This is a genomic window from Sphingobium sp. FG125 (genome assembly GCF_057809795.1).
On the sequence record NZ_JBMDKQ010000008.1, the window covers coordinates 58,203 to 78,660 of the forward strand.

General features: G+C 63.3%; 13 protein-coding genes. 4 read left to right on the top strand and 9 right to left on the bottom strand.

Annotated elements, in window-relative coordinates; translation table 11 throughout:
* Positions 1-63: 63 nt before the first annotated feature.
* Both rpoC and rpoB read right to left on the bottom strand, forming a co-directional pair.
* Complete coding sequence (gene rpoC, locus ACODSR_RS09735; protein ID WP_489075955.1) at positions 64-4,320, bottom strand: DNA-directed RNA polymerase subunit beta'; 4,257 nt, start codon at positions 4,318-4,320, stop codon at positions 64-66.
* A 79-nt stretch (positions 4,321-4,399) separates the two neighbouring features.
* Positions 4,400-8,563 (bottom strand): DNA-directed RNA polymerase subunit beta, encoded by a 4,164-nt coding sequence (gene rpoB / locus ACODSR_RS09740; protein ID WP_489075957.1) that lies wholly within the window; start codon positions 8,561-8,563, stop codon positions 4,400-4,402.
* A 525-nt stretch (positions 8,564-9,088) separates the two neighbouring features.
* Between rpoB and ACODSR_RS09745 the strand changes: the two genes are divergently transcribed.
* The 3 genes from ACODSR_RS09745 (at position 9,089) to ACODSR_RS09755 (ending at position 9,964) form a co-directional block, all read left to right on the top strand.
* Positions 9,089-9,427 (top strand): DUF6481 family protein, encoded by a 339-nt coding sequence (locus ACODSR_RS09745; RefSeq protein WP_489075959.1) that lies wholly within the window; start codon positions 9,089-9,091, stop codon positions 9,425-9,427.
* Positions 9,428-9,545: 118 nt separating this feature from the next.
* Positions 9,546-9,686: a hypothetical protein gene (locus ACODSR_RS09750; protein ID WP_294132692.1), complete on the top strand. Its 141-nt coding sequence runs from the start codon at positions 9,546-9,548 to the stop codon at positions 9,684-9,686.
* A gap of 68 nt (positions 9,687-9,754) precedes the next feature.
* Entirely contained in the window at positions 9,755-9,964 is a 210-nt protein-coding gene (locus tag ACODSR_RS09755; RefSeq protein WP_006950609.1) for a hypothetical protein, read from the top strand.
* A gap of 8 nt (positions 9,965-9,972) precedes the next feature.
* Here the strand turns inward: ACODSR_RS09755 and ACODSR_RS09760 are convergent, their stop codons facing one another.
* From ACODSR_RS09760 to hflK, 7 genes are all read right to left on the bottom strand, one after another.
* Positions 9,973-11,310 carry a cell wall hydrolase gene (locus tag ACODSR_RS09760; protein ID WP_489075961.1) on the bottom strand — a complete coding sequence of 446 codons (1,338 nt, stop codon included), beginning with the start codon at positions 11,308-11,310 and terminating at the stop codon, positions 9,973-9,975.
* Positions 11,311-11,331: 21 nt separating this feature from the next.
* Positions 11,332-12,261 (bottom strand): cysteine synthase A, encoded by a 930-nt coding sequence (gene cysK / locus ACODSR_RS09765; protein ID WP_489075963.1) that lies wholly within the window; start codon positions 12,259-12,261, stop codon positions 11,332-11,334.
* Complete coding sequence (locus ACODSR_RS09770) at positions 12,258-13,562, bottom strand: MFS transporter (protein WP_489075965.1); 1,305 nt, start codon at positions 13,560-13,562, stop codon at positions 12,258-12,260. Before ACODSR_RS09770 ends, cysK begins: the two co-directional genes overlap by 4 nt.
* Before the next feature lie 212 nt (positions 13,563-13,774).
* Complete coding sequence (locus ACODSR_RS09775; protein WP_489075967.1) at positions 13,775-15,406, bottom strand: helicase HerA-like domain-containing protein; 1,632 nt, start codon at positions 15,404-15,406, stop codon at positions 13,775-13,777.
* A gap of 165 nt (positions 15,407-15,571) precedes the next feature.
* Entirely contained in the window at positions 15,572-17,077 is a 1,506-nt protein-coding gene (locus ACODSR_RS09780; RefSeq protein WP_489075969.1) for a Do family serine endopeptidase, read from the bottom strand.
* A 288-nt stretch (positions 17,078-17,365) separates the two neighbouring features.
* Positions 17,366-18,214 carry a protease modulator HflC gene (gene hflC / locus ACODSR_RS09785; protein WP_489075971.1) on the bottom strand — a complete coding sequence of 283 codons (849 nt, stop codon included), beginning with the start codon at positions 18,212-18,214 and terminating at the stop codon, positions 17,366-17,368.
* Entirely contained in the window at positions 18,214-19,344 is a 1,131-nt protein-coding gene (gene hflK, locus ACODSR_RS09790) for an FtsH protease activity modulator HflK (RefSeq protein ID WP_489075973.1), read from the bottom strand. Before hflK ends, hflC begins: the two co-directional genes overlap by 1 nt.
* 73 nt (positions 19,345-19,417) lie before the next feature.
* Here hflK and ACODSR_RS09795 point away from each other — a divergent pair, with 73 nt between their 5' ends.
* Positions 19,418-20,383, top strand: a complete 966-nt coding sequence (locus tag ACODSR_RS09795) for an Mrp/NBP35 family ATP-binding protein (RefSeq protein WP_489075975.1) — start codon at positions 19,418-19,420, stop codon at positions 20,381-20,383.
* Positions 20,384-20,458: the final 75 nt, after the last annotated feature.

Below are 20,458 nucleotides of genomic sequence, written 5' to 3' on the forward strand. Positions count from 1 at the left end.
TCATGGGCAACGCGCTTGGGAGCCATTCCCCATGTAGGAAACGGCTCCCGCGCTTTCAAAATGTCAGTCCATGTCCTGCGTGGTGAAATCTTCACCCTGCACGGCCCCCAGCGGATCGTCGCCAATCGCGGCTTCCGGTCCCTGGCGCAGTTCGGCGGCATGTTCGGCTGCCGCACTGGCTGGCGCGATCAGGTCGACCTGGCTCGACGCCCGCAGCGCGGCGCGCATTGCTGCGTCCCGCGAGGAGGCGGCGACGCGCAGGCGGTTCATGCCCGCGCCCGTGCCTGCCGGGATCAGACGGCCCACGATGACGTTTTCCTTCAGGCCAACCAGCGTGTCCTTCTTGCCCTGAACCGCCGCTTCCGTGAGGACGCGGGTGGTTTCCTGGAAGGACGCCGCCGAGATGAAGGAGCGCGTCTGGAGCGAGGCCTTGGTGATGCCCAGCAGCACCGGCTTGCCGGCAGCAGGCAGGAAGCCCGGCGCCAGCTTGGCGTTGATCTCGTCCATTTCCTCGCGATCGACCTGCTCGCCCACCAGCAGCGTGGTGTCGCCGGACTCGATGATCTCGACCTTCTGCAACATCTGACGAACGATCGTCTCGATATGCTTGTCGTTGATCTTCACGCCCTGCAAGCGATAGACTTCCTGGATTTCCGCGACCAGATATTCGGCCAACGGCTCGATGCCGAGAACTTCCAGAATGTCGTGCGGATCGGGCGAACCGCCGATCAGATTGTCGCCACGCTTGACATAGTCGCCTTCCTGAACGTCGATCACCTTGCTCTTGGGGATCAGATATTCGACCGGTTCACCGCCATCTTCAGGATTGATGGCGATCTTGCGCTTTGCCTTATAGTCCTTGAGGAACTGGACGCGGCCCGACACCTTGGCGATGATAGCGTTGTCCTTGGGCTTGCGTGCCTCGAACAGCTCGGCCACGCGCGGCAGACCGCCCGTAATGTCGCGGGTCTTGGCGGCTTCGCGGCTGACACGCGCCAGCACGTCACCGGCCTGCACCGTCTGACCATCCTCGACCGAAAGCATCGCGCCCACGGCCAGCATGTAGCGGGCCGCTTCGCCCGAACCATCGTCCAGCAGGGTCAGGCGCGGACGCAGATCCTCCTTGGTGCGGCTGGAGCCACGATGCTCGGTGACGACCTTCTGGGAAATGCCCGTCGCTTCGTCGGTCTGCTCGGTCAGCGTCTTGCTGTCGATCAGGTCGACATATTTGACGATGCCCGGACGTTCGGTGATCACCGGCATGGTGAAGGGATCCCATTCGGCGATCCGGTCGCCCTGCTTCACGGGGGCGTTATTCTCAAAGAGAATGGTCGCACCATAAGGCAGGCGATGCACCGCGCGTTCGCGACCTTCATTGTCGATGATCGCCAGTTCGCCGTTGCGGGCGAGCGACAGGCGGCGGCCACGGCTGTCCGTGATCGTCGGCATGTCGCGCAGTTCCAGCGTCCCATCGGCAATCGCTTCCAGGTTCGACGTTTCATTGAGCTGCGCCGCGCCGCCGATGTGGAAGGTCCGCATCGTCAGCTGGGTGCCAGGTTCACCGATGGACTGCGCCGCGATGACGCCGACCGCTTCACCGATATTGACCGGCGTTCCGCGGGCCAGGTCACGACCGTAGCATTTGCCGCACACGCCCATCTTGCTTTCGCAGATGAGAGGGCTGCGGATCTTCACCGCCTGCGTGCCGATCGCCTCGATCTTGGCGATCATCGGCTCGTCCAGCAACGTGCCGATCGGGATGATGACGGTGCCGTCCTTGCTGTCGACAATGTCCTGCGCAGTGGTGCGGCCCAGGATGCGTTCGCCCAGCGAGGCGATGGTGGAACCGCCCTGCACGATCGCCTTCATCTCCAGCGCGCGGTCGGTGCCGCAATCTTCCTCAACGATCGTGCAATCCTGCGACACGTCGACCAGACGGCGGGTCAGGTAACCCGAATTCGCCGTCTTGAGCGCGGTGTCGGCCAGACCCTTGCGGGCGCCGTGGGTGGAGTTGAAATATTCAAGGACGGTCAGGCCTTCCTTGAAGTTGGAGATGATCGGCGTTTCGATGATCTCGCCCGACGGCTTGGCCATCAGGCCGCGCATACCCGCAAGCTGCTTCATCTGCGCCTGCGAACCACGCGCACCGGAGTGCGCCATCATGTAGATCGAGTTGATCTGCGCCAGGCGGCCGGTCTGCGGGTCCTTGGGCTGGGCGCGGATTTCGTCCATCATCGCGTTGGCGACACGATCGCCGCAACCCGACCAGGCGTCGATCACCTTATTGTACTTTTCCTGCTGGGTGATCAGGCCGTCCTGATATTGCTGCTCATAGTCGGCCACCAGCGCCTTGGTCTCGTCAACCAAAGTCACCTTGCTGTCGGGGATGACCATGTCGTCCTTGCCGAACGAAATGCCCGCCTGGAACGCATGGCGGAAGCCCAGCGCCATGATGGCATCGGCAAACAGCACCGTGTCCTTCTGGCCGGTGTGACGATAGACCTCGTCGATCACGTCGCCGACGTCCTTCTTGGTCAGCAGGCGGTTGACGACATCGAACGGAACCTTGTGGTTCTGCGGCAGACATTCGCCCAGCAACATGCGGCCCGGCGTGGTCTCATAACGCTTGAGGTAGCTGTTGCCCGCCTCGTCGGTCTGCGGCACGCGGCTGATGATCTTGCTGTGCAGCGTCACCGACTTGGTGAACAGCGCCTGATGCACTTCCTGCATGTCGCTCAGCAACATGCCTTCGCCCGGCTCGCCTTCGCGCTCCATCGACAGATAATAGATGCCCAGCACCATGTCCTGCGACGGCACGATGATCGGCTTGCCGTTCGCTGGCGACAGGATGTTGTTGGTGGACATCATCAGCACGCGCGCTTCCAGCTGGGCTTCCAGGCTCAGCGGAACGTGGACGGCCATCTGGTCACCGTCAAAGTCGGCGTTGAAAGCGGAGCAGACCAGCGGGTGAAGCTGGATCGCCTTGCCCTCGATCAGCACGGGTTCGAACGCCTGGATGCCCAGGCGGTGAAGCGTCGGCGCGCGGTTTAGCATCACGGGATGCTCGCGGATCACCTCGTCCAGGATGTCCCAGACTTCCTTGCGCTCCTTCTCGACCCACTTCTTGGCCTGCTTCAGGGTCATGGACAGACCCTTGGCATCCAGACGCGCGTAGATGAACGGCTTGAACAGTTCGAGCGCCATCTTCTTGGGCAGGCCGCACTGGTGCAGCTTCAGCTCAGGACCGGTGACGATGACCGAACGACCCGAATAATCGACGCGCTTGCCCAGAAGGTTCTGGCGGAAGCGGCCCTGCTTGCCCTTGAGCATGTCGGACAGCGACTTCAGAGGACGCTTGTTGGCACCGGTGATGACACGGCCGCGACGGCCATTGTCGAACAGGGCGTCGACCGCTTCCTGCAACATGCGCTTTTCGTTGCGGACGATGATGTCCGGCGCGCGCAGTTCCATCAGCCGCTTCAAACGGTTGTTACGGTTGATCACGCGGCGATAGAGATCGTTGAGATCCGACGTCGCGAAACGGCCACCGTCCAGCGGCACCAGCGGGCGCAGCTCTGGCGGGATGACGGGCACGACGTCCAGGATCATCCATTCGGGGCGGTTGCCCGAATCGATGAAGCTTTCCACGACCTTCAAACGCTTGATGATCTTCTTGGGCTTCAGCTCCGACTTGGTCGTCGCCAGTTCCTCAAGCAGAACCTGCTTCTCGCCCTCAAGGTCGAGATCCATCAGCATCTGCTTGACCGCTTCGGCGCCGATCCCGGCGGAGAAGGCGTCCTCGCCATATTCGTCCTGCGCGTCGAGCAGTTCGTCCTCGTTCAGAAGCTGATACTTCTCCAGCGGGGTCAGGCCCGGCTCGATAACGATATAGCTCTCGAAATAAAGGACGCGCTCCAGCTGCTTCAACTGCATGTCGAGCAGCAGGCCGATGCGCGAAGGCAGCGACTTCAGGAACCAGATATGCGCAACCGGTGCGGCCAGTTCGATATGGCCCATGCGCTCGCGGCGCACCTTGCTCACCGTAACTTCGACACCGCACTTTTCGCAGACGATGCCCTTATATTTCATGCGCTTATACTTGCCGCACAGGCATTCATAATCCTTGATCGGGCCAAAGATGCGCGCGCAGAACAGGCCGTCACGTTCAGGCTTGAACGTGCGATAGTTGATGGTTTCGGGCTTCTTGATCTCGCCGAAGGACCAGGACCGGATGCGCTCAGGCGAGGCAAGGCCGATCTGGATCTGGTCGAATGTCTCGGTCTTGGCGACCGGATTGGCGAAGTTGGTCAGTTCGTTCATTTTTCATTCCCTCATGAGGGCAAAATTCTGGTGCGGGACGGGGCAGGGGCGTCGCTCGTGAGCGACGCCCGCAAATCCCTTATTCCGCCGCTGCCGCGAAGCCGCCTTCGTCCTCTGGAATCTCGTCGAGCGTGTTCAGCTCGACGTTCAGACCCAGCGAGCGCATTTCCTTGACGAGAACGTTGAAGCTTTCGGGGATACCCGCTTCGAACGTATCGTCGCCCTTGACGATCGCTTCATAGACCTTGGTGCGGCCGACCACGTCATCGGACTTCACCGTCAGCATTTCCTGCAACGTATAGGCGGCGCCATAGGCCTGGAGCGCCCAGACCTCCATTTCCCCGAAGCGCTGGCCACCGAACTGCGCCTTACCACCCAGCGGCTGCTGGGTAACGAGCGAGTAGGGACCGATCGAGCGGGCATGGATCTTGTCGTCGACAAGGTGATGCAGCTTCAACATATAGATGATGCCGACCGTGACCTTGCGGTCGAACTTGTCGCCGGTGCGGCCGTCGAACAGGTCGCTCTGACCCGACGAATGCAGCCCCGCCAGCTCCAGCATGGTCGATACGTCGGCTTCCCGCGCGCCGTCGAACACCGGCGTCGCCATCGGCACGCCGCGTTCCAGATGCTCGGCCAGATCGATGATCTGTTCGGGCGTCCGCGCTTCGATCTCGGCGGCATATTGCGGACCATAAGCGGTCAGCAGCCGGTCCTTGACCGCGTCGGGCATGTCGCCCGCCGACGGGTTGGGATTGGCCTCGCGCCATTCTTCCAGCGCGTGCTTGAGCTGCTGGCCAAGGCCACGGGCAGCCCAGCCCAGATGCGTTTCGAAGATCTGCCCGACATTCATGCGCGACGGCACACCCAGCGGGTTGAGCACGATGTCGACATGGGTGCCATCTTCCAGGAACGGCATGTCCTCGACCGGCAGGATGCGCGAAATGACGCCCTTGTTCCCGTGACGGCCGGCCATCTTGTCGCCCGGTTGCAGCTTGCGCTTCACCGCGACGAACACCTTGACCATCTTCAGCACGCCCGGCGGCAGTTCGTCGCCACGCTGCAGCTTGTCGACGCGATCCTCGAACTTGTCGACGATGATCTTCACCGCTTCGTCATATTGCGCCTTGACGGCTTCGATGCCCGCCTGACGGACATCGTCCGCCACCGCGAATTTCCACCATTCATGACGCTCGACTTCGCCCAGCAGAGCCTCGTCGATTTCGACACCCTTGCGCACGCCCTTGGGCGCGGCTGTGGCGGTCTGGCCGATCAGCATTTCCTGAAGGCGGTTGAAGGTCGCACGGTTCAGGATGGCGCGTTCGTCCTCGCGATCCTTGGCCAGGCGGTCGATTTCCTCCCGCTCGATCGCCATGGCGCGCTCGTCCTTGTCGATGCCGTGGCGGTTGAACACGCGCACTTCAACGACCGTCCCGGCAACGCCCGGCGGCAGACGCAGCGACGTGTCACGCACGTCGGACGCCTTTTCACCGAAGATCGCGCGGAGCAGCTTTTCTTCCGGGGTCATCGGCGATTCACCCTTGGGGGTGATCTTGCCGACCAGGATATCGCCGGGCTCCACTTCGGCGCCGATATAGACGATGCCCGCCTCGTCGAGGTTGCGCAGCGCTTCCTCGCCGACGTTCGGAATATCGCGGGTGATGTCCTCTGGCCCCAGCTTGGTGTCGCGGGCCATGACTTCAAACTCCTCGATATGGATCGAGGTGAACACGTCATCCTTCACGATCCGCTCGGAGATCAGGATGGAGTCTTCATAGTTGTAGCCATTCCAGGGCATGAACGCGACGAGCGTGTTGCGGCCCAGCGCCAGCTCGCCAAATTCGGTCGAGGGACCATCGGCAATGACGTCGCCTGCTTCAATGAGGTCGCCGACCTTCACCAGCGGACGCTGGTTGATGCAGGTGTCCTGGTTGGAACGCTGGAACTTCTGGAGCGTGTAGATGTCCACGCCCGACTGGCCCGGCGCAATATCGCCGGTGGCGCGGATGACGATACGGGTCGCATCGACCTGATCGACGATGCCCGCCCGCTTGGACGCGACCGCCGCGCCGGAGTCACGGGCAACCGTGCCTTCCATGCCGGTGCCAACGAACGGCGCTTCGGCGCGTACCAGAGGCACGGCCTGACGCTGCATGTTCGATCCCATCAGCGCGCGGTTGGCGTCATCGTTTTCCAGGAACGGAATGAGCGATGCGGCAACCGACACCAGCTGCTTGGGGCTGACGTCCATCAGGGTGATGTGGTCGCGCGGCGCCATCAGGAACTCGCCAGCTTCGCGGCTGGAGATGAGGTCCTCGACGAAATGGCCGTCGGCATCGACTTCGGCGTTGGCCTGCGCGATCGTGTGCTTGGCCTCTTCCATGGCGGACAGGTACACGACCTCGTCCGTCACCTTATGGTCGATGACCTTGCGGTAGGGCGTTTCGATAAAGCCGTACTTGTTCACCCGGCTGAACGTGGCCAGCGAGTTGATCAGGCCGATGTTCGGGCCTTCGGGCGTTTCGATCGGGCAGATACGGCCATAATGGGTCGGGTGAACGTCGCGGACTTCAAAGCCCGCACGTTCGCGCGTCAGACCACCCGGCCCAAGCGCCGACACGCGGCGCTTGTGGGTGACTTCCGACAGCGGATTGGTCTGATCCATGAACTGCGACAGCTGCGAGGAGCCAAAGAATTCACGCACCGCGGCCACGGCGGGCTTGGCGTTGATCAGGTCGTTGGGCATCACGGTCGACACGTCGACGCTCGACATACGCTCCTTGACGGCGCGCTCCATGCGCAGCAGCCCGACGCGATACTGGTTTTCCAGCAATTCACCGACAGAGCGGACGCGACGGTTGCCGAGGTTATCGATATCGTCGATTTCGCCCTTGCCGTCCTTCAGGTTCACCAGTTCCTTGACGACGGCCAGGATATCCTCGGTCCGCAGCGTGGTGACGGTGTCGTCGGCATCCAGGTCGAGACGCATGTTCAGCTTCACGCGGCCAACCGCCGACAGGTCGTAGCGCTCAGGATCGAAGAAGAGGCCCGCGAACAGCGATTCGGCGGTTTCCTTCGTCGGCGGCTCGCCGGGGCGCATGACGCGATAAATGTCGCTCAATGCCTGATCGCGCTCTTCGGCCTTGTCGGCCTTGAGCGTGTTGCGGATCCACGGACCGGTGCCGACATGGTCGATGTCGAGCAGTTCGAGACGGTCGATGCCCGCCTTGTCCAGCTTCTCCAGATTTTCGGGCGTCACTTCGTCACCGGCTTCGATGTAAATCTCGCCGGTGGTTTCGTTGATCAAGTCATAGGCGCTGTAGCGGCCATAGACTTCCTCGGTCGGGATCAGCAGCGTGGTCAGGCCGTCCTTTTCCGCCTTGTTGGCGGCGCGGGGGCTGATCTTGTGACCGGCGGCGAACACGACTTCGCCCGAATTGCCATCGACAATGTCGAATGCAGGCTTCAGGCCGCGCCAGGCTTCTGCCAGATAAGGAATCTGCCAGCCGCCTTCGCTGCGAACGAAGGTCACCTTGTTATAGAAGTGACCCAGTATTTCCTCGGCGGTCAGGCCCAGCGCATAGAGCAGGGCCGTGACCGGCAGCTTGCGCTTGCGGTCGATACGGACGTTGACGATGTCCTTGGCGTCGAACTCGAAGTCCAGCCAAGACCCGCGATAGGGGATGACGCGCGCGGCGAACAGATATTTGCCCGACGAATGGGTCTTGCCCCGGTCATGGTCGAACAGGACGCCCGGCGAACGGTGCATCTGGCTGACGATGACGCGCTCGGTGCCATTGACGATGAAGGTGCCGTTGCCCGTCATCAGGGGCATGTCGCCCATATAGACGTCCTGCTCCTTGATATCCAGAACCGAACGGGTTTCGGTGTCCTGATCCACTTCGAACACGATCAGGCGCAGCGTAACGCGCATCGGCGCTGCATAGGTGATGCCGCGCTGACGGCATTCCTCGGTGTCGTATTTCGGGTCTTCCAGCTCGTAATGGACGAAATCCATTTCGGCGGTGCCGGCGAAATCGCGGATCGGGAACACGCTGCGCAGCGTCTTTTCCAGGCCCGACACATAGCCGATCGACGGGTCCGACCGCAGGAACTGTTCATAGCTTTCGCGCTGAACCTCAATCAGGTTCGGCATCTGCACCACTTCGTGGATGTCGCCGAACACCTTTCTGATGCGCTTCTTTGCGCCGGTGTTGCTGATGGAGGGAGCCTTGGTCGCCATGCGTTGTCCTTGCCTTCGTTCGTCGCGTATTTTTCGCATCGCAGCGAAAATTCAGCCTGAACGCGAATGGAAAGGGGTGATTCGCACCCCTGCATCCACGCAAAAAAGTGCGGGTCGGGACTGTCCGAACCGCACTGTCAGCGTCTTGTAACCCGCCAAATTCGCCCCATACTGCCAGTGATCGTGCGCAATGCGACCCTGTACCCCGGACGATTCGGGAGACGGTTCCTGCCATGCCGCAAAGCTGCCTGAACCGGATTTCGAAGGGCGCATATAGGACAGGCATAGTCCTTTGTGAAGGGGGTAAGCGCCGCCGCCGCGCCAGAGTCACAGCCCCGTTTTTCCCCGCACCTTCCCTTTTGCTGCAACAGCTGCTATATGGATTTTGCTTACGTCGCCTTTTGACGGATATCGGACTGCCCTCGGCTTCTCCTCTTGTCCCCCATCGCGCCTCAGAAAGCCGGGATGTGCGAATAGTCGCGCATCCCTCTCATATCATGCGCAATGCAGGACAGATTAGAACGAATGCTGAAATATAAGGAACCCGATTTTCAGGAACGCAGGGCGCTCGCCACACAGGCGCGTGACAAGGCGCTGGCCAAGCTGCGCGCCAAGCCCCCGGTCGATCCGGTGCTGGCTGCCGAACGCGCCGCTGCGGCAGAGGTCAAGGCTGCTGCCGAACAGGAAAAGCGTCGCCTGGCCAAGCTCGCCCGCGAAGAAGAACGCGCTGCCAAGGTGGAGCGCGCGCGTCTGGAGGCAGAAGCCGCCGCCGCCGCGATCAAGCCGGAACTGACCGACGAAGAACGCAAGGCTGCGCGCGACGCGCGCTATCAGGCCCGTAAGGCCCGTAAAGGCGGGCGCTGACAGCGTCCCCGGTCGCGCCCGATGGCGCGCGGCTGACACACTCATGGTCGCATGGCCGGCATGGTGCCGCTATGGACCCAAATCACTTGTTACGCGGCATTGGCCGCGAGGAATAATTTTGCATAACCATTCACCCAGAAGCCCACGCCCCACGCTCTCGCTGTTCGACAGGAAGCGCCCTTATCATCCCGGCCTGACGCCGGGCGGCACCCTGTCCGCGAACCAGCTCAAGCAGATCGTTGCGGATATGGTGGGCTAAATATCGATCATGTCGGGGGAGCGCCGGTTGGTACTCCCCTTTTTTTCTGTCATTCAAAAGGAGGCCCTATGAGCCGCGCAGCAATCCGTCCCTTCCTGATCAGCAAAGATGAAGAAGGCCATTTCCGCCTGACCGTGCGGGAAACCCGCTATAATTCGCAGGGTTATCCGCTGACCTCGTCGCTGCTCCAGGACGAAAAATTCAAGACCGCGACCGCCGTCCGCGCCTTCGCGCGCGATATGTTCAAGGCCGAAGCCGGCCAGTTCGCGACGAAATAAGTCTTTGCCTAAGGGCTGGCGGCCGGGACTGTCCCGGTCCCAGAAACGGGAGATTTGGGCACCGGCGAGATCGTCACCGTTTCGAACCGTTGCTTCCATCGCACCCCGGCCAGCCCTGCTTGGGTCGTAACAGTCGTCGGTACGCGCTGGCGCATACATTCGCCCTTCACGGCGCGCGGCGTCTGGGCGCAATTCCACAAGGCGCGCTGCAATCCGCTGCCGACATTGTGGATATAGGCGAAGCTCATCGCTTCCATCTGCTTGTCATTGAGCGGCAGTCCGGCAGGTGCGCTGCCCGCCCGCCACGCCATGATCCGGCACTCGCCCCGCCCGGCGCAAAATGTCTGCGCGATGGCAGGCCAGCTATCCGCGCCGCTGTCCCGGCCAAGTTCCACCAGAAAACTTTTGGCTCCGGGCGCAACCGCGACCAGCCGCACCCCGGCCATCTCCTTGCCCAACGACTCCGCGCCAATCGCCTGTAGCGGCTGTGCCGCGAGATCGGCGGCTGCGCCCGTGGCAGACAGGGCAGGCGATCCCGCCGTCAACAAGTCGGTGGCACCATGATGCGCTGCCGACAGCCGCGCGATCCTGCCGATCAGCGGCTCCCCCGCCGCACTCCCGGCGCGAAACGCTGGCGGCGTCCCCCACCAGCCACGCCAGCGAAAGAAGAGATGCGTCCCCACGGCGGTCAGCTTGTCCAGGCTCCCGCTCCAATAGGGTACAACCCAGTCGGTATGATAATGGGTGGCATAGCCGACCGCCGCAAACACCTTGCCCGCCAGCGCGCCCCTGGCGATTCCCCGCGCTCGTTCCCAAGCAGCGGGGGAGGGAGTGCGCGCCAGCGCGCCGTCGCAACTGAAAGTGAATTGGCAGCCCGTCGTCCGCTCCTGCCCCTGAAACACGACGCCGCACACGGTCTTGGGGAAAGCAGGATGGCGCACCCGGTTCAGCACCACCTGCGCCACCGCCCGTTGCCCTACCGAATCGTCGCCTGCCTCGTAAATCTGCGCCGCCGCCAGACAATCGACCGCCCGCGCCAGATCCGTCTCGCTGCCGCTGAACAGGAAAGGCCGCGCCGCCGGATTGCGCAGCCGCGAAAAGGGGATGGCGGCATTGACCGCCCGCGCCCGATCCGCGTCCAGCGCATAGACGGCCACCGGCTCGACCTTGGGCGGTGGACTGGGTGGCCGGACGCTGCGCGCAGCGGCGGCGAAGCGGACCTGGCCATGAACAACCTGCCGCCGACTTTCCCAGCCAGCCACGACAGCAGGCAGGCCGACAAACAGCGCCAGCCAGACCAGCCACACCCATGGACGCGGCTGGTTAGAGGATGAAGCGTCGGTCATGCCGCTGGCGCTGCTAACCTATTATTCCGGCAGGAAATCGGGCACAGACAGATAGCGTTCGCCCGTATCATAGTTGAAGCCCAGCACCCGGCTGCCAGCGGGCAATTCCTTCAACTTCTGCGCAATCGCCGCCAGCGTCGCCCCGGATGAAATGCCAACCAGCATCCCTTCCTCGCTCGCCGACCGCCTTGCATATTCTTTGGCGTCAGCCGGATCGACCTGGATCACTCCGTCCAGCAGCTGGGTATGCAGGTTGGCCGGAATGAAGCCCGCGCCAATCCCCTGGATCGGGTGCGGGCCGGGCTGACCGCCGCTGATGACATGCGACAGGGTCGGCTCGACCGCATAGACCTTGATCCCCGGCCAGGCTTTTTTCAGCACCTCCGCCGTGCCGGTGATATGCCCGCCCGTCCCGACGCCGGTAATCAGCACGTCGATCGGCGCGTCGGCAAAGTCGGCCAATATTTCCTGCGCCGTGGTGCGGGCATGGACCGCGATATTGGCGGGATTCTCGAACTGCTGCGGCATCCAGCTGTTGGGGGTCTGCGCCACCAGCTCCAGCGCCCGCTCGATCGCGCCCTTCATCCCCTTTTCGCGCGGGGTCAGGTCGAAACTGGCGCCATAGGCCAGCATCAGCCGCCGCCGCTCGATCGACATGCTTTCGGGCATGACCAGCACCAGCTTATAGCCCTTGACCGCCGCGACCATGGCCAGGCCAACGCCGGTATTGCCCGATGTCGGCTCGATGATGGTGCCGCCCGGTTGCAGGTCGCCCGACGCCTCTGCCGCCTCGATCATGGCCAGCGCGATCCGATCCTTGATCGATCCGCCCGGATTGGCGCGTTCCGACTTGATCCAGACTTCCGTGCCGTCGGGCGCATCGCCAAACAGCCGGTTCACCCGGACATGCGGGGTGTTGCCGATGGTTTCGAGAATATTGGCAGCTTTCATGGGGCTTTCTCCTGGCTTGGGTCCGCCGCCCTTATGTCGGGTGGGTCGAAGGTGCGTGCAAGGCGCAATTCGGGAAAGAGCCGCGCCCAGAACAGGGTGATGACGATAGCACCGATACCGCCGCCAATAACAGCGGCAACCGGCCCGACCAGCGCGGCCAGGAAACCGCTTTCCGCCTCGCCCAGCTCGTTGGACGCGGAAATGGTGAGTTGCGACAGGCTCGACACCCGCCCGCGCATCGCGTCGGGGGTATGCAACTGCACCAGCGACTGGCGCACGAACACCGAAATCATGTCCGCCGCGCCCAGCACGACCAGCGCGCCGATGCCAAATTCCATCGCGATGCTGCGCGGCAGGAAGGCGGTGCAACCGAACGCTATGGTGGCAATGCCGAACAGGACAACCGCCCCCAACATCTTGACGCCCACTTCATTCTTCAATGGCCGAAACGAAAACCACAGCGCCACCAGCCCCGCGCCGATCCCCGGCGCGGCCGCCAGATGCCCAAGCCCCGCCGACCCCACATGCAATATGTCGCGTGCATAGACCGGCAACAGCGCGGTCGCGCCCGCCAGCAACACCGCAAACAGGTCCAGCGTGATCGTCGCCAGCACCAGCCGGTTGGTCCGCACATAGGTCAGCCCGTCGATCATCTGGCGGATCGGGTGGCGGCTGATGTCGCGCGCAGGCTGCGGCACCGGGCCGATCATCATCATCGCGCCCAGCGCCACGCCATAAAGGATTGCCGCCAGCGCATAGGCACCCCAGGGCGTCGCCGCATAGGCATAGCCGCCCAGCGCCGGGCCAACGATCGACCCGGCCTGCCACACCACGCCCGATATGGCGATGGCATTGGGCAACACCTCGCGCGGCACCAGATTGGGGGCCAGCGCGCCATAAGCGGGGCCATTGAAGGCGCGGGCAATGCCGACGATGACGGCGATGCCGAAGATCAGCGGCAGTCCGACCAAGCCCTGATATGTCGCATAGGCGAGCAACCCCGCCGCCGCGGTTAGCATCGTCAGCGTCAGCCGGGTGATGATCCGCCGGTCATAATGGTCCGCGACCCATCCGGTCAGCGGCGTCAGAAAGAATAGCGGCAAAAACTGCGCCAGTCCGATCAGCCCCAGCTGCGCCGACGCGCCCGCCGTCGTCATCGTTTCCCGCGCGATGTTGTACGCCTGCCAGCCCAGCACGATCATCATGCTATACTGCGCCAGCACCGCCGCGCACCGCCCGATCAGATAGGCCCGAAAATCGCCGAAATGCAGCGGATGGCGATGCGGGGAGGGGGCTGTCATGCCAACGGCTTTAGCCGCTGTCCCCGCAAACAGGCAACCATGGCGCTAGACAAAGGACGCAGCTTTTCTTGGCTACGCCATGCCATGGCTTTTGCCATCACCCTCCATCTTCCGTTCGCCCTGAGCTTGTCGAAGGGCTGTACTTCTTGAAGAAAAGACAAGGCTTCGACAGGTTCAGCCCGAACGGGGGCGTGCAGGGCATGTAAATGAACTTACTTGAACAAACTGCCCAAAATCCCGCGCACCAGCCGCCCCGCAATCCCGCCACTCGACGATTTGCGGCTCGATCCGCCAAACACCGCGCGGCCCAGTTCATTGGCGACCTGCCGCCCCACGGATGATCCTGCCGCGCGGGTGGCGGACTGGATCGCCTTGTCGATCGCCGATGGCTTGGCGGCCTCGCGCGCAGCGGCAGCGTCAGCGCGCGCCTGTTCCTTCAATTGCTGTTCGCGCTGCTTGGCCTCCGCCTTGGCCTGTACGGCGGCGGTCCGCTCGGCCTCATCCTGCGCCTTCTTCGCCTGCGCAGCGGCAGCGGCGGCATTGCCCCGCGCGGCCAATATTTCCTCGGCTGATTCCCGGTCGATCGCCTCGTCATATTTGCCCGCCACCGGCGAAATCGACTGGATGATCGCCCGTTCCTTGGGGCTTACCGGACCCAGCCGCGAACGCGGCGGCGCGATCAAAGTGCGCTGGACGATGCCGGGCGATCCATCCTCCTGCAACAGCGACACCAGCGCCTCGCCGACCTTCAACTCGGTAATCGCCGTCTCGACATCCAGGTCGGGATTGATGCGGAACGTCTCCGCCGCCGCCTTGATCGCGCGCTGGTCGCGCGGGGTGAAGGCGCGCAGCGCGTGCTGCACCCGGTTGCCCAATTGCCCGGCGACTTCCTCTGGTATGTCTATCGGGTTCTGGGTCACGAAATAGACGCCCACCCCCTTGGACCGGATCAGCCGCACGACCTGCTCGATCTTGTCGGTCAGCGCCTTGGGCGCCTCGTCGAACAGCAGATGCGCCTCGTCAAAGAAGAAGATCAGCACCGGCTTGTCGGGATCGCCCACTTCCGGCAACGTCTCGAACAGTTCGGACAAGAGCCACAGCAGGAAGGTCGCATAGAGTTTGGGACTCTGCATCAGCCTGTCGGCGGCCAGCACATTGATATAGCCGCGCCCCTGCTCATCCACCTTGAGCATGTCGTGAATATCAAGCGCCGGTTCGCCAAAGAAATGCGCGCCGCCTTGGGCTTCGAGCTGGAGCAATTGTCGCTGGATCGCCCCGACGCTCGCCTTGGTGACATTGCCGTAGCGCGCTGAGAGTGTGTCGGCATTTTCCGCACAATAGGCCAGCATCGCTTGCAAATCGCCCAGGTCGAGCAGCAGCAACCCTTCTTCATCGGCATAGCGGAAGGCGATGGTCAGCACGCCTTCCTGCGTTTCATTAAGGCCCATCAGCCGCGCCAGCAGCAGCGGCCCCATCTCGCTGACGGTGGTGCGAATGGGGTGACCCTGCTCCCCATACAAATCCCAGAAGATCGCCGGATTATCGGCATAGCTATAATCGGTCAGCCCGATTTCCGCCGCCCGCGCGACCAGCTTGTCAGCATTTTTGAACGTCGGGGAACCAGCCATGGCGATGCCCGACAGGTCACCCTTCACATCGGACAGGAACACCGGCACGCCCAACGAGGAGAAGCTTTCGGCAATCCCCTGCAACGTCACCGTCTTGCCAGTGCCAGTCGCCCCCGCGATCAGCCCGTGGCGGTTGGCCCGGCGCAGGTTGAGCAACTGGCGGACCCCGCCATCCTTGTCCGGCGCGCCCAGACCAATGAAAATGCCGTCGCTCATCCGCCCAATCCCCTGACAAAAAAACACCCGTTCGCCCTGAGCCTGTCGAAGGGCCGTTTTTTCTTCCCTTTTTAAAGAAGCGGCTTCGACAGGCTCAGCCCGAACGGGTCTGATATGGCTGCATCCACCCTACAGAGCGGAAGCATGTTCCGGCAAGCGCCGCGCTTATTTATCGCGCAAGCGCACCGGCAGGAAAATCGGCTGCTGGCCGCGACGCAGCACCTGGAGCAGGATGGCGTTGCGGTTCTGCGCCGCCACCGCCTTGACCTGCGCGTCCAGTTCCGCCTGGCTGGTGACCGGGCGGTTATTGGCGCTGATGATCACATCGCCGCGCCGCAGCCCCTTGGCCCCGGCATCGGTCGAACCGTCCACGGCCGTAATCACCACGCCGCGCGTATCGGCGGCCACGCCCAGCTGGCGGATGATGCCGGGCGTCAGCGGGATCGCCGAAATGCCCAGCGACTGCTGTGCCGCTTGCCCCGGATTCTGGTCCTGCTGGCTGAAATCCTCATCCTGTTGCGGGGCGAAGTTGGTCAGCTCCTCCTCGGAGGGACGCTCACCCACAACCGCCGTCACCGTCTGGCGCTGGCCATTGCGCAGCAGGACGATCGGCACCTTGCTGCCGATCGGCTGGCTGGCGACGATGGAGGACAGATTCTGGTCGGGGTTCACTTCCTGGCCATTGACCGCGACGATCACGTCGCCCGCCTTGATGCCCGCCTTGTCCGCGCCCTTGCCCGGCTCGACGCCCTGGACGAACTCGCCGCGATTCTTGGCCAGACCCAGCGAATCGGCCAGATCCTCGCCCAGCGGGCTGATCTGCACGCCCAGATAGCCGCGCTTGACGCTCTGCCCCTGACGCAGGGTCGCGACGATCGGCGCGGCCTGTTCGGACGGAATGGCAAAGCCGATGCCGACATTGCCGCCCGACGGCGACAAAATCTGGCTGTTGATGCCGATCACATTGCCGCGCATGTCGAACATCGGGCCACCGGAGTTGCCCTGGTTGATCGACGCATCGGTCTGGATGAACTTGTCATAGGTGCCGCCGGTGCCGCGATGCAGGGCGGAGATGATGCCCGCCGTCACCGTGCCGGACAGGGCGAACGGATTGCCGATCGCGACCACCCAGTCACCCACGCGCGCTTTGCTGCTGTCGCCGAACTTGACGAAGGGCAGGGGCTTTTTCGCGTCGATTTTCAGCACGGCCAGATCGGTCGCGGGATCGCGGCCGACCAGCTTGGCGCTATATTCTTCCTTGTTGGTCAGCGTCACCGTGATCGAATCGACGCTGGCGCCTTCCGCGCCTGCGGACACGACATGGTTGTTGGTGACGATATAGCCGTCAGCCGAAATCAGAAAGCCCGAACCCAGCGACTGGGCCTGCCGCGTCTGGGGCCGTCCGCCCGGTGCCTGGCCCTGGCCGAACAGGTCGCCAAAGGGCGTACCGGCAAAGGGATTCTGCACCGCCACCCGCTGCTTGGTGGAGATGTTGACGACCGCCGGTTGCAGCTTTTCGACCATGTCGGCCAGGCTCGCGGGCGCGCCCGCCGGGGCGGCGGCCTGCAATCCTTCATTCTGCGCGGTCTGCGCGCCGACATTGGGGGACGTGATGGCGATGGCGGTGCCGCCCAGCAACAGGGCACCGGTAATGGCATAAGCGTAACGCACTCGTGACGGTCCTCTCATGATCTTCAGGAAATGGAAGGCGGGACTCTCGATGGAGAGCCGGACATGCGCCGCCTTGCCTTAACCCTCATTGAATGATGCTGGTTCCGAAATGATCCGGCATGATTAGTGTCGTCTAACATTATCAATCCTCCCCCAGCGGGGGAGGTGGCAGCACGAAGTGCTGACGGAGGGGTGTCACCCTCTCGATAGGGCTACGCCCCTCCGTCTGGCCTGCGGCCATCCACCTCCCCTTAAAGGGGAGGATGATTTTGGACAGCTCAGCCCCCGTCACTTACGTCCCTGAAACTGTTGCAGAAACTCGTTGTTCGGCGACAGGATGATGTTGGTCTGCCCGGTCCGATCGGGCGAGAAGGTATAGCGATAGCTCTGCATCGCCCGATAGAAATCATAGAAGGACGGGTCCTTCCCGAAGCTTTCGGCATAGATGCGCGCGGCATTGGCGTCCGCTTCGGCGCGGATGATCTGCGCCTGCTTGGCCCCCTGCGCGCGGATCGTCAGCGCTTCCTGCTCGCGCGCCGTCCGCATCCGGGTGAAGGCGCTTTCCAGTGGCGTGCCGTCGGGCAGGTCGGCGCGCTTGATCCGCACATCGACAATCTCGGCCCCATATTGGCGCGCGACCCGGTCCAGCCCGGCCTCGATATTCTGCATCACCTGGCCCCGTTCGGGGCTAAGCAGCGCGGCAAAGGGCCGCTTGCCCAGTTCGTTGCGCAGCGCCGACCCCAGGATCGGGCGTAGTGAATCGGCCACCCGCTCCTCATTGCCCGCGGCAATATACATGCGCAGCGGATCGACGATGCGATAACGGGCGAAGGCATCGACCTGCAAGCGCAGCTGGTCGGTCGACAGCACCTGCTGGCGCTCCATCTCGACCGACAGCACCCGCTTGTCGATCCACACGATCTGGTCGATGAACGGCCAGCGCCAGATGATGCCCGCCCCGGTGTTCCCGAACGTTTCGTTCGGCTGATAGCGGTTGATGATGTCCTTGGGATCGCCAAAGCGCACGATCACGCCCTGCCGGGTTTCCGGCACGATCGTCACCGTGCTGCCGACAACGATCAGCAGGAACAGCGCGATCAGCGCTAGCGCGATGGGTTGGCGCAATATGGCTGGCATCACTGGCCTCCCGTCACGGTGGTCGCGCCGGGGGCAGCGGCGGTCGCCTGCGCGCGGCGCTTGATTTCGGGCAGCGGCAGATAGGGCGTCACATTGCCGCCTTCCACGATGGTCTTGTCGACGTTCGACAACACGCCCTCCATGGTTTCATAATACATGCGGCGGCGGGTCACGTCGGGCGACAGGCGATATTGTTCGTAAACCTTGTCGAACGACGCGGCCTCGCCCTGCGCCTTGGCCGTCACCTGCTGGGCCGCGGCGCGCGCTTCATTCAGATAGGTTTGCGCGGTCTGCTGCGCCGCAGACACGGCCTTGAACGCATCATTGACCGCGCTTGGCGGATCGGCCTGCTTGATCGCGACACCCTGAATACGGATGCCCGACCGATAACCGTCCAATATCTCCTGCATCCGCTGCTCGACCTGCTGCTCGATCGCGCTGCGCCCGGCGCCCAGCGCATCGTCCAGGCTGACGCTGGCCAGTACGGACCGCATCGCGCTTTCGGCGACTTCACGCACGGCGGCGTCGGGATCGGACAGTTGGAACAGATAGAGTTCGGGATTGCGGATGTTCCAGCGCACCGAATAAGCGAGGTCGATGATATTCTGGTCGCCGGTCAGCACCAGATTCTCGCTCTCCGCACTGGTCGATCCGACGTCGATGGTGCGGATTTCTTCCACATCCACCGTCGACACCGTCTCGAACGGCGCGGGCATGGTCAGGCTGATGCCGGGCGACAGGGTGCGGCTATATTTGCCAAGGAAGGTCACAACGCCGCGTTCCTGCGGGCCGACACGGTGGAAACTGGTCATCACCAGCCACAATATCACCAGCAGCGCGATCGCCGCAGGCCACAGCGCCTTGCCATTGGCGCGCGGGGGCAGGCCGCCAAAGCCGCCGCCACCGCCGCCGCCCTGGCCAAAGCTTTCGCGCCCCCGCCGCAGCAGTTCGTCGATGGCCGACGGGCCTTTCTGGCCGGTGGGCCGACTGGGCTGGGTCCATGGGTTGCGCGGGCCGCCATCGCCGCCCGGCCCTTTCCCGTCATTGCCATCCGGCCCGTCGCTTTTTCCGCCCCAAGGCCCTTGAGCCATGCTCATGATGCCGGGCATCCACCCGAAAATTCTTTTCATCGCTCTTCTATAGGAAGGCTTATCCACGAAAAACAGTGCCAATGGCTGCGATTATTTCCTACAGGGCGTCGCCATGACTGATATCGCCGATTTTACCGCCCGCCTGACCGCCTTGACCAATGGTCGCGCCAGCGCGCCGCGTATCAGGGATGGCATCATGACCCTCGCGCTCGACGTGGGCGGGCTTGGACCCGACCAGCGCGACGCGATCCTTGCCGCGATCCGCGACGGCGGGCTGACCGTGCCGGGCGTCACCGATGTCCGCATCGCGCAAACGTCCGAACGCCGCCCGCTCCGCATCATCGCGGTCGCGTCGGGCAAGGGCGGGGTGGGCAAATCCACCCTTTCGGCCAATCTGGCGGTCGCGCTCCACCGCCTTGGCCACAAGGTCGGGCTGGTCGATGCCGATATTTACGGTCCCTCGCAAGCCCGGCTGATGGGCAGCGAGGACCAGAAGCCCCAGGCGCGCGAAAAGAAGCTGATCCCCGTCACCGGCACACTCGGCATCCCGATGCTGTCGATGGCGCATCTGGTCGAACCGGGCAAAGCGCTGGCATGGCGCGGGCCGATGGTCGGCAATGCCCTGTCGCAACTGATCGACGCCGACTGGGGCGAAACCGAATTGCTGGTTGTGGACATGCCGCCCGGCACCGGCGACATCCAGCTGACCATGGTGCAGAAACATAAGCCGGCGGGCGCGGTGATCGTCTCCACCCCGCAGGATCTCGCGCTGATCGACGCGACCCGCGCCATCAGCCTGTTTACGCAGGCCGGCGTGCCGATGATTGGCCTCGTTGAAAATATGGCGGGTTATGCCTGCCCCCATTGCGGCGAAATCTCCGACCCGTTCGGGACCGGCGGGGCAGAAACGGCAGCGGGCGAGATGGCGATGCCCTTCCTGGGCCGTGTCCCGCTCGCCATCGACATTCGCCGCCAGTCCGACGCTGGCGATCCTCCCGCTGCTGGTGAAGGCATCCATGCCGACGCCTTCCGCGCCATCGCGCAAAAGGTCGCCGACTGGCTCGGTCGCACGGTTTGACTGTCCTACAGCCGGGCAAGCCCCTATAATGGTGCCGACATCGCGATAGGATCAGCGCCGCGCAACATTATGTCG

Bases quoted from the DNA above. Each gene is read 5' to 3' on its own strand.
- cysK (WP_489075963.1), bottom strand. From the start codon at position 12,261: ATGAAAGCTGCCAATATTCTCGAAACCATCGGCAACACCCCGCATGTC.
- rpoC (WP_489075955.1), bottom strand. From the start codon at position 4,320: ATGAACGAACTGACCAACTTCGCCAATCCGGTCGCCAAGACCGAGACA.
- hflK (WP_489075973.1), bottom strand. From the start codon at position 19,344: ATGAAAAGAATTTTCGGGTGGATGCCCGGCATCATGAGCATGGCTCAA.
- ACODSR_RS09745 (WP_489075959.1), top strand. From the start codon at position 9,089: ATGCTGAAATATAAGGAACCCGATTTTCAGGAACGCAGGGCGCTCGCC.
- hflC (WP_489075971.1), bottom strand. From the start codon at position 18,214: ATGCCAGCCATATTGCGCCAACCCATCGCGCTAGCGCTGATCGCGCTG.
- ACODSR_RS09795 (WP_489075975.1), top strand. From the start codon at position 19,418: ATGACTGATATCGCCGATTTTACCGCCCGCCTGACCGCCTTGACCAAT.
- rpoB (WP_489075957.1), bottom strand. From the start codon at position 8,563: ATGGCGACCAAGGCTCCCTCCATCAGCAACACCGGCGCAAAGAAGCGC.
- ACODSR_RS09760 (WP_489075961.1), bottom strand. From the start codon at position 11,310: ATGACCGACGCTTCATCCTCTAACCAGCCGCGTCCATGGGTGTGGCTG.
- ACODSR_RS09775 (WP_489075967.1), bottom strand. From the start codon at position 15,406: ATGAGCGACGGCATTTTCATTGGTCTGGGCGCGCCGGACAAGGATGGC.
- ACODSR_RS09770 (WP_489075965.1), bottom strand. From the start codon at position 13,562: ATGACAGCCCCCTCCCCGCATCGCCATCCGCTGCATTTCGGCGATTTT.
- ACODSR_RS09755 (WP_006950609.1), top strand. From the start codon at position 9,755: ATGAGCCGCGCAGCAATCCGTCCCTTCCTGATCAGCAAAGATGAAGAA.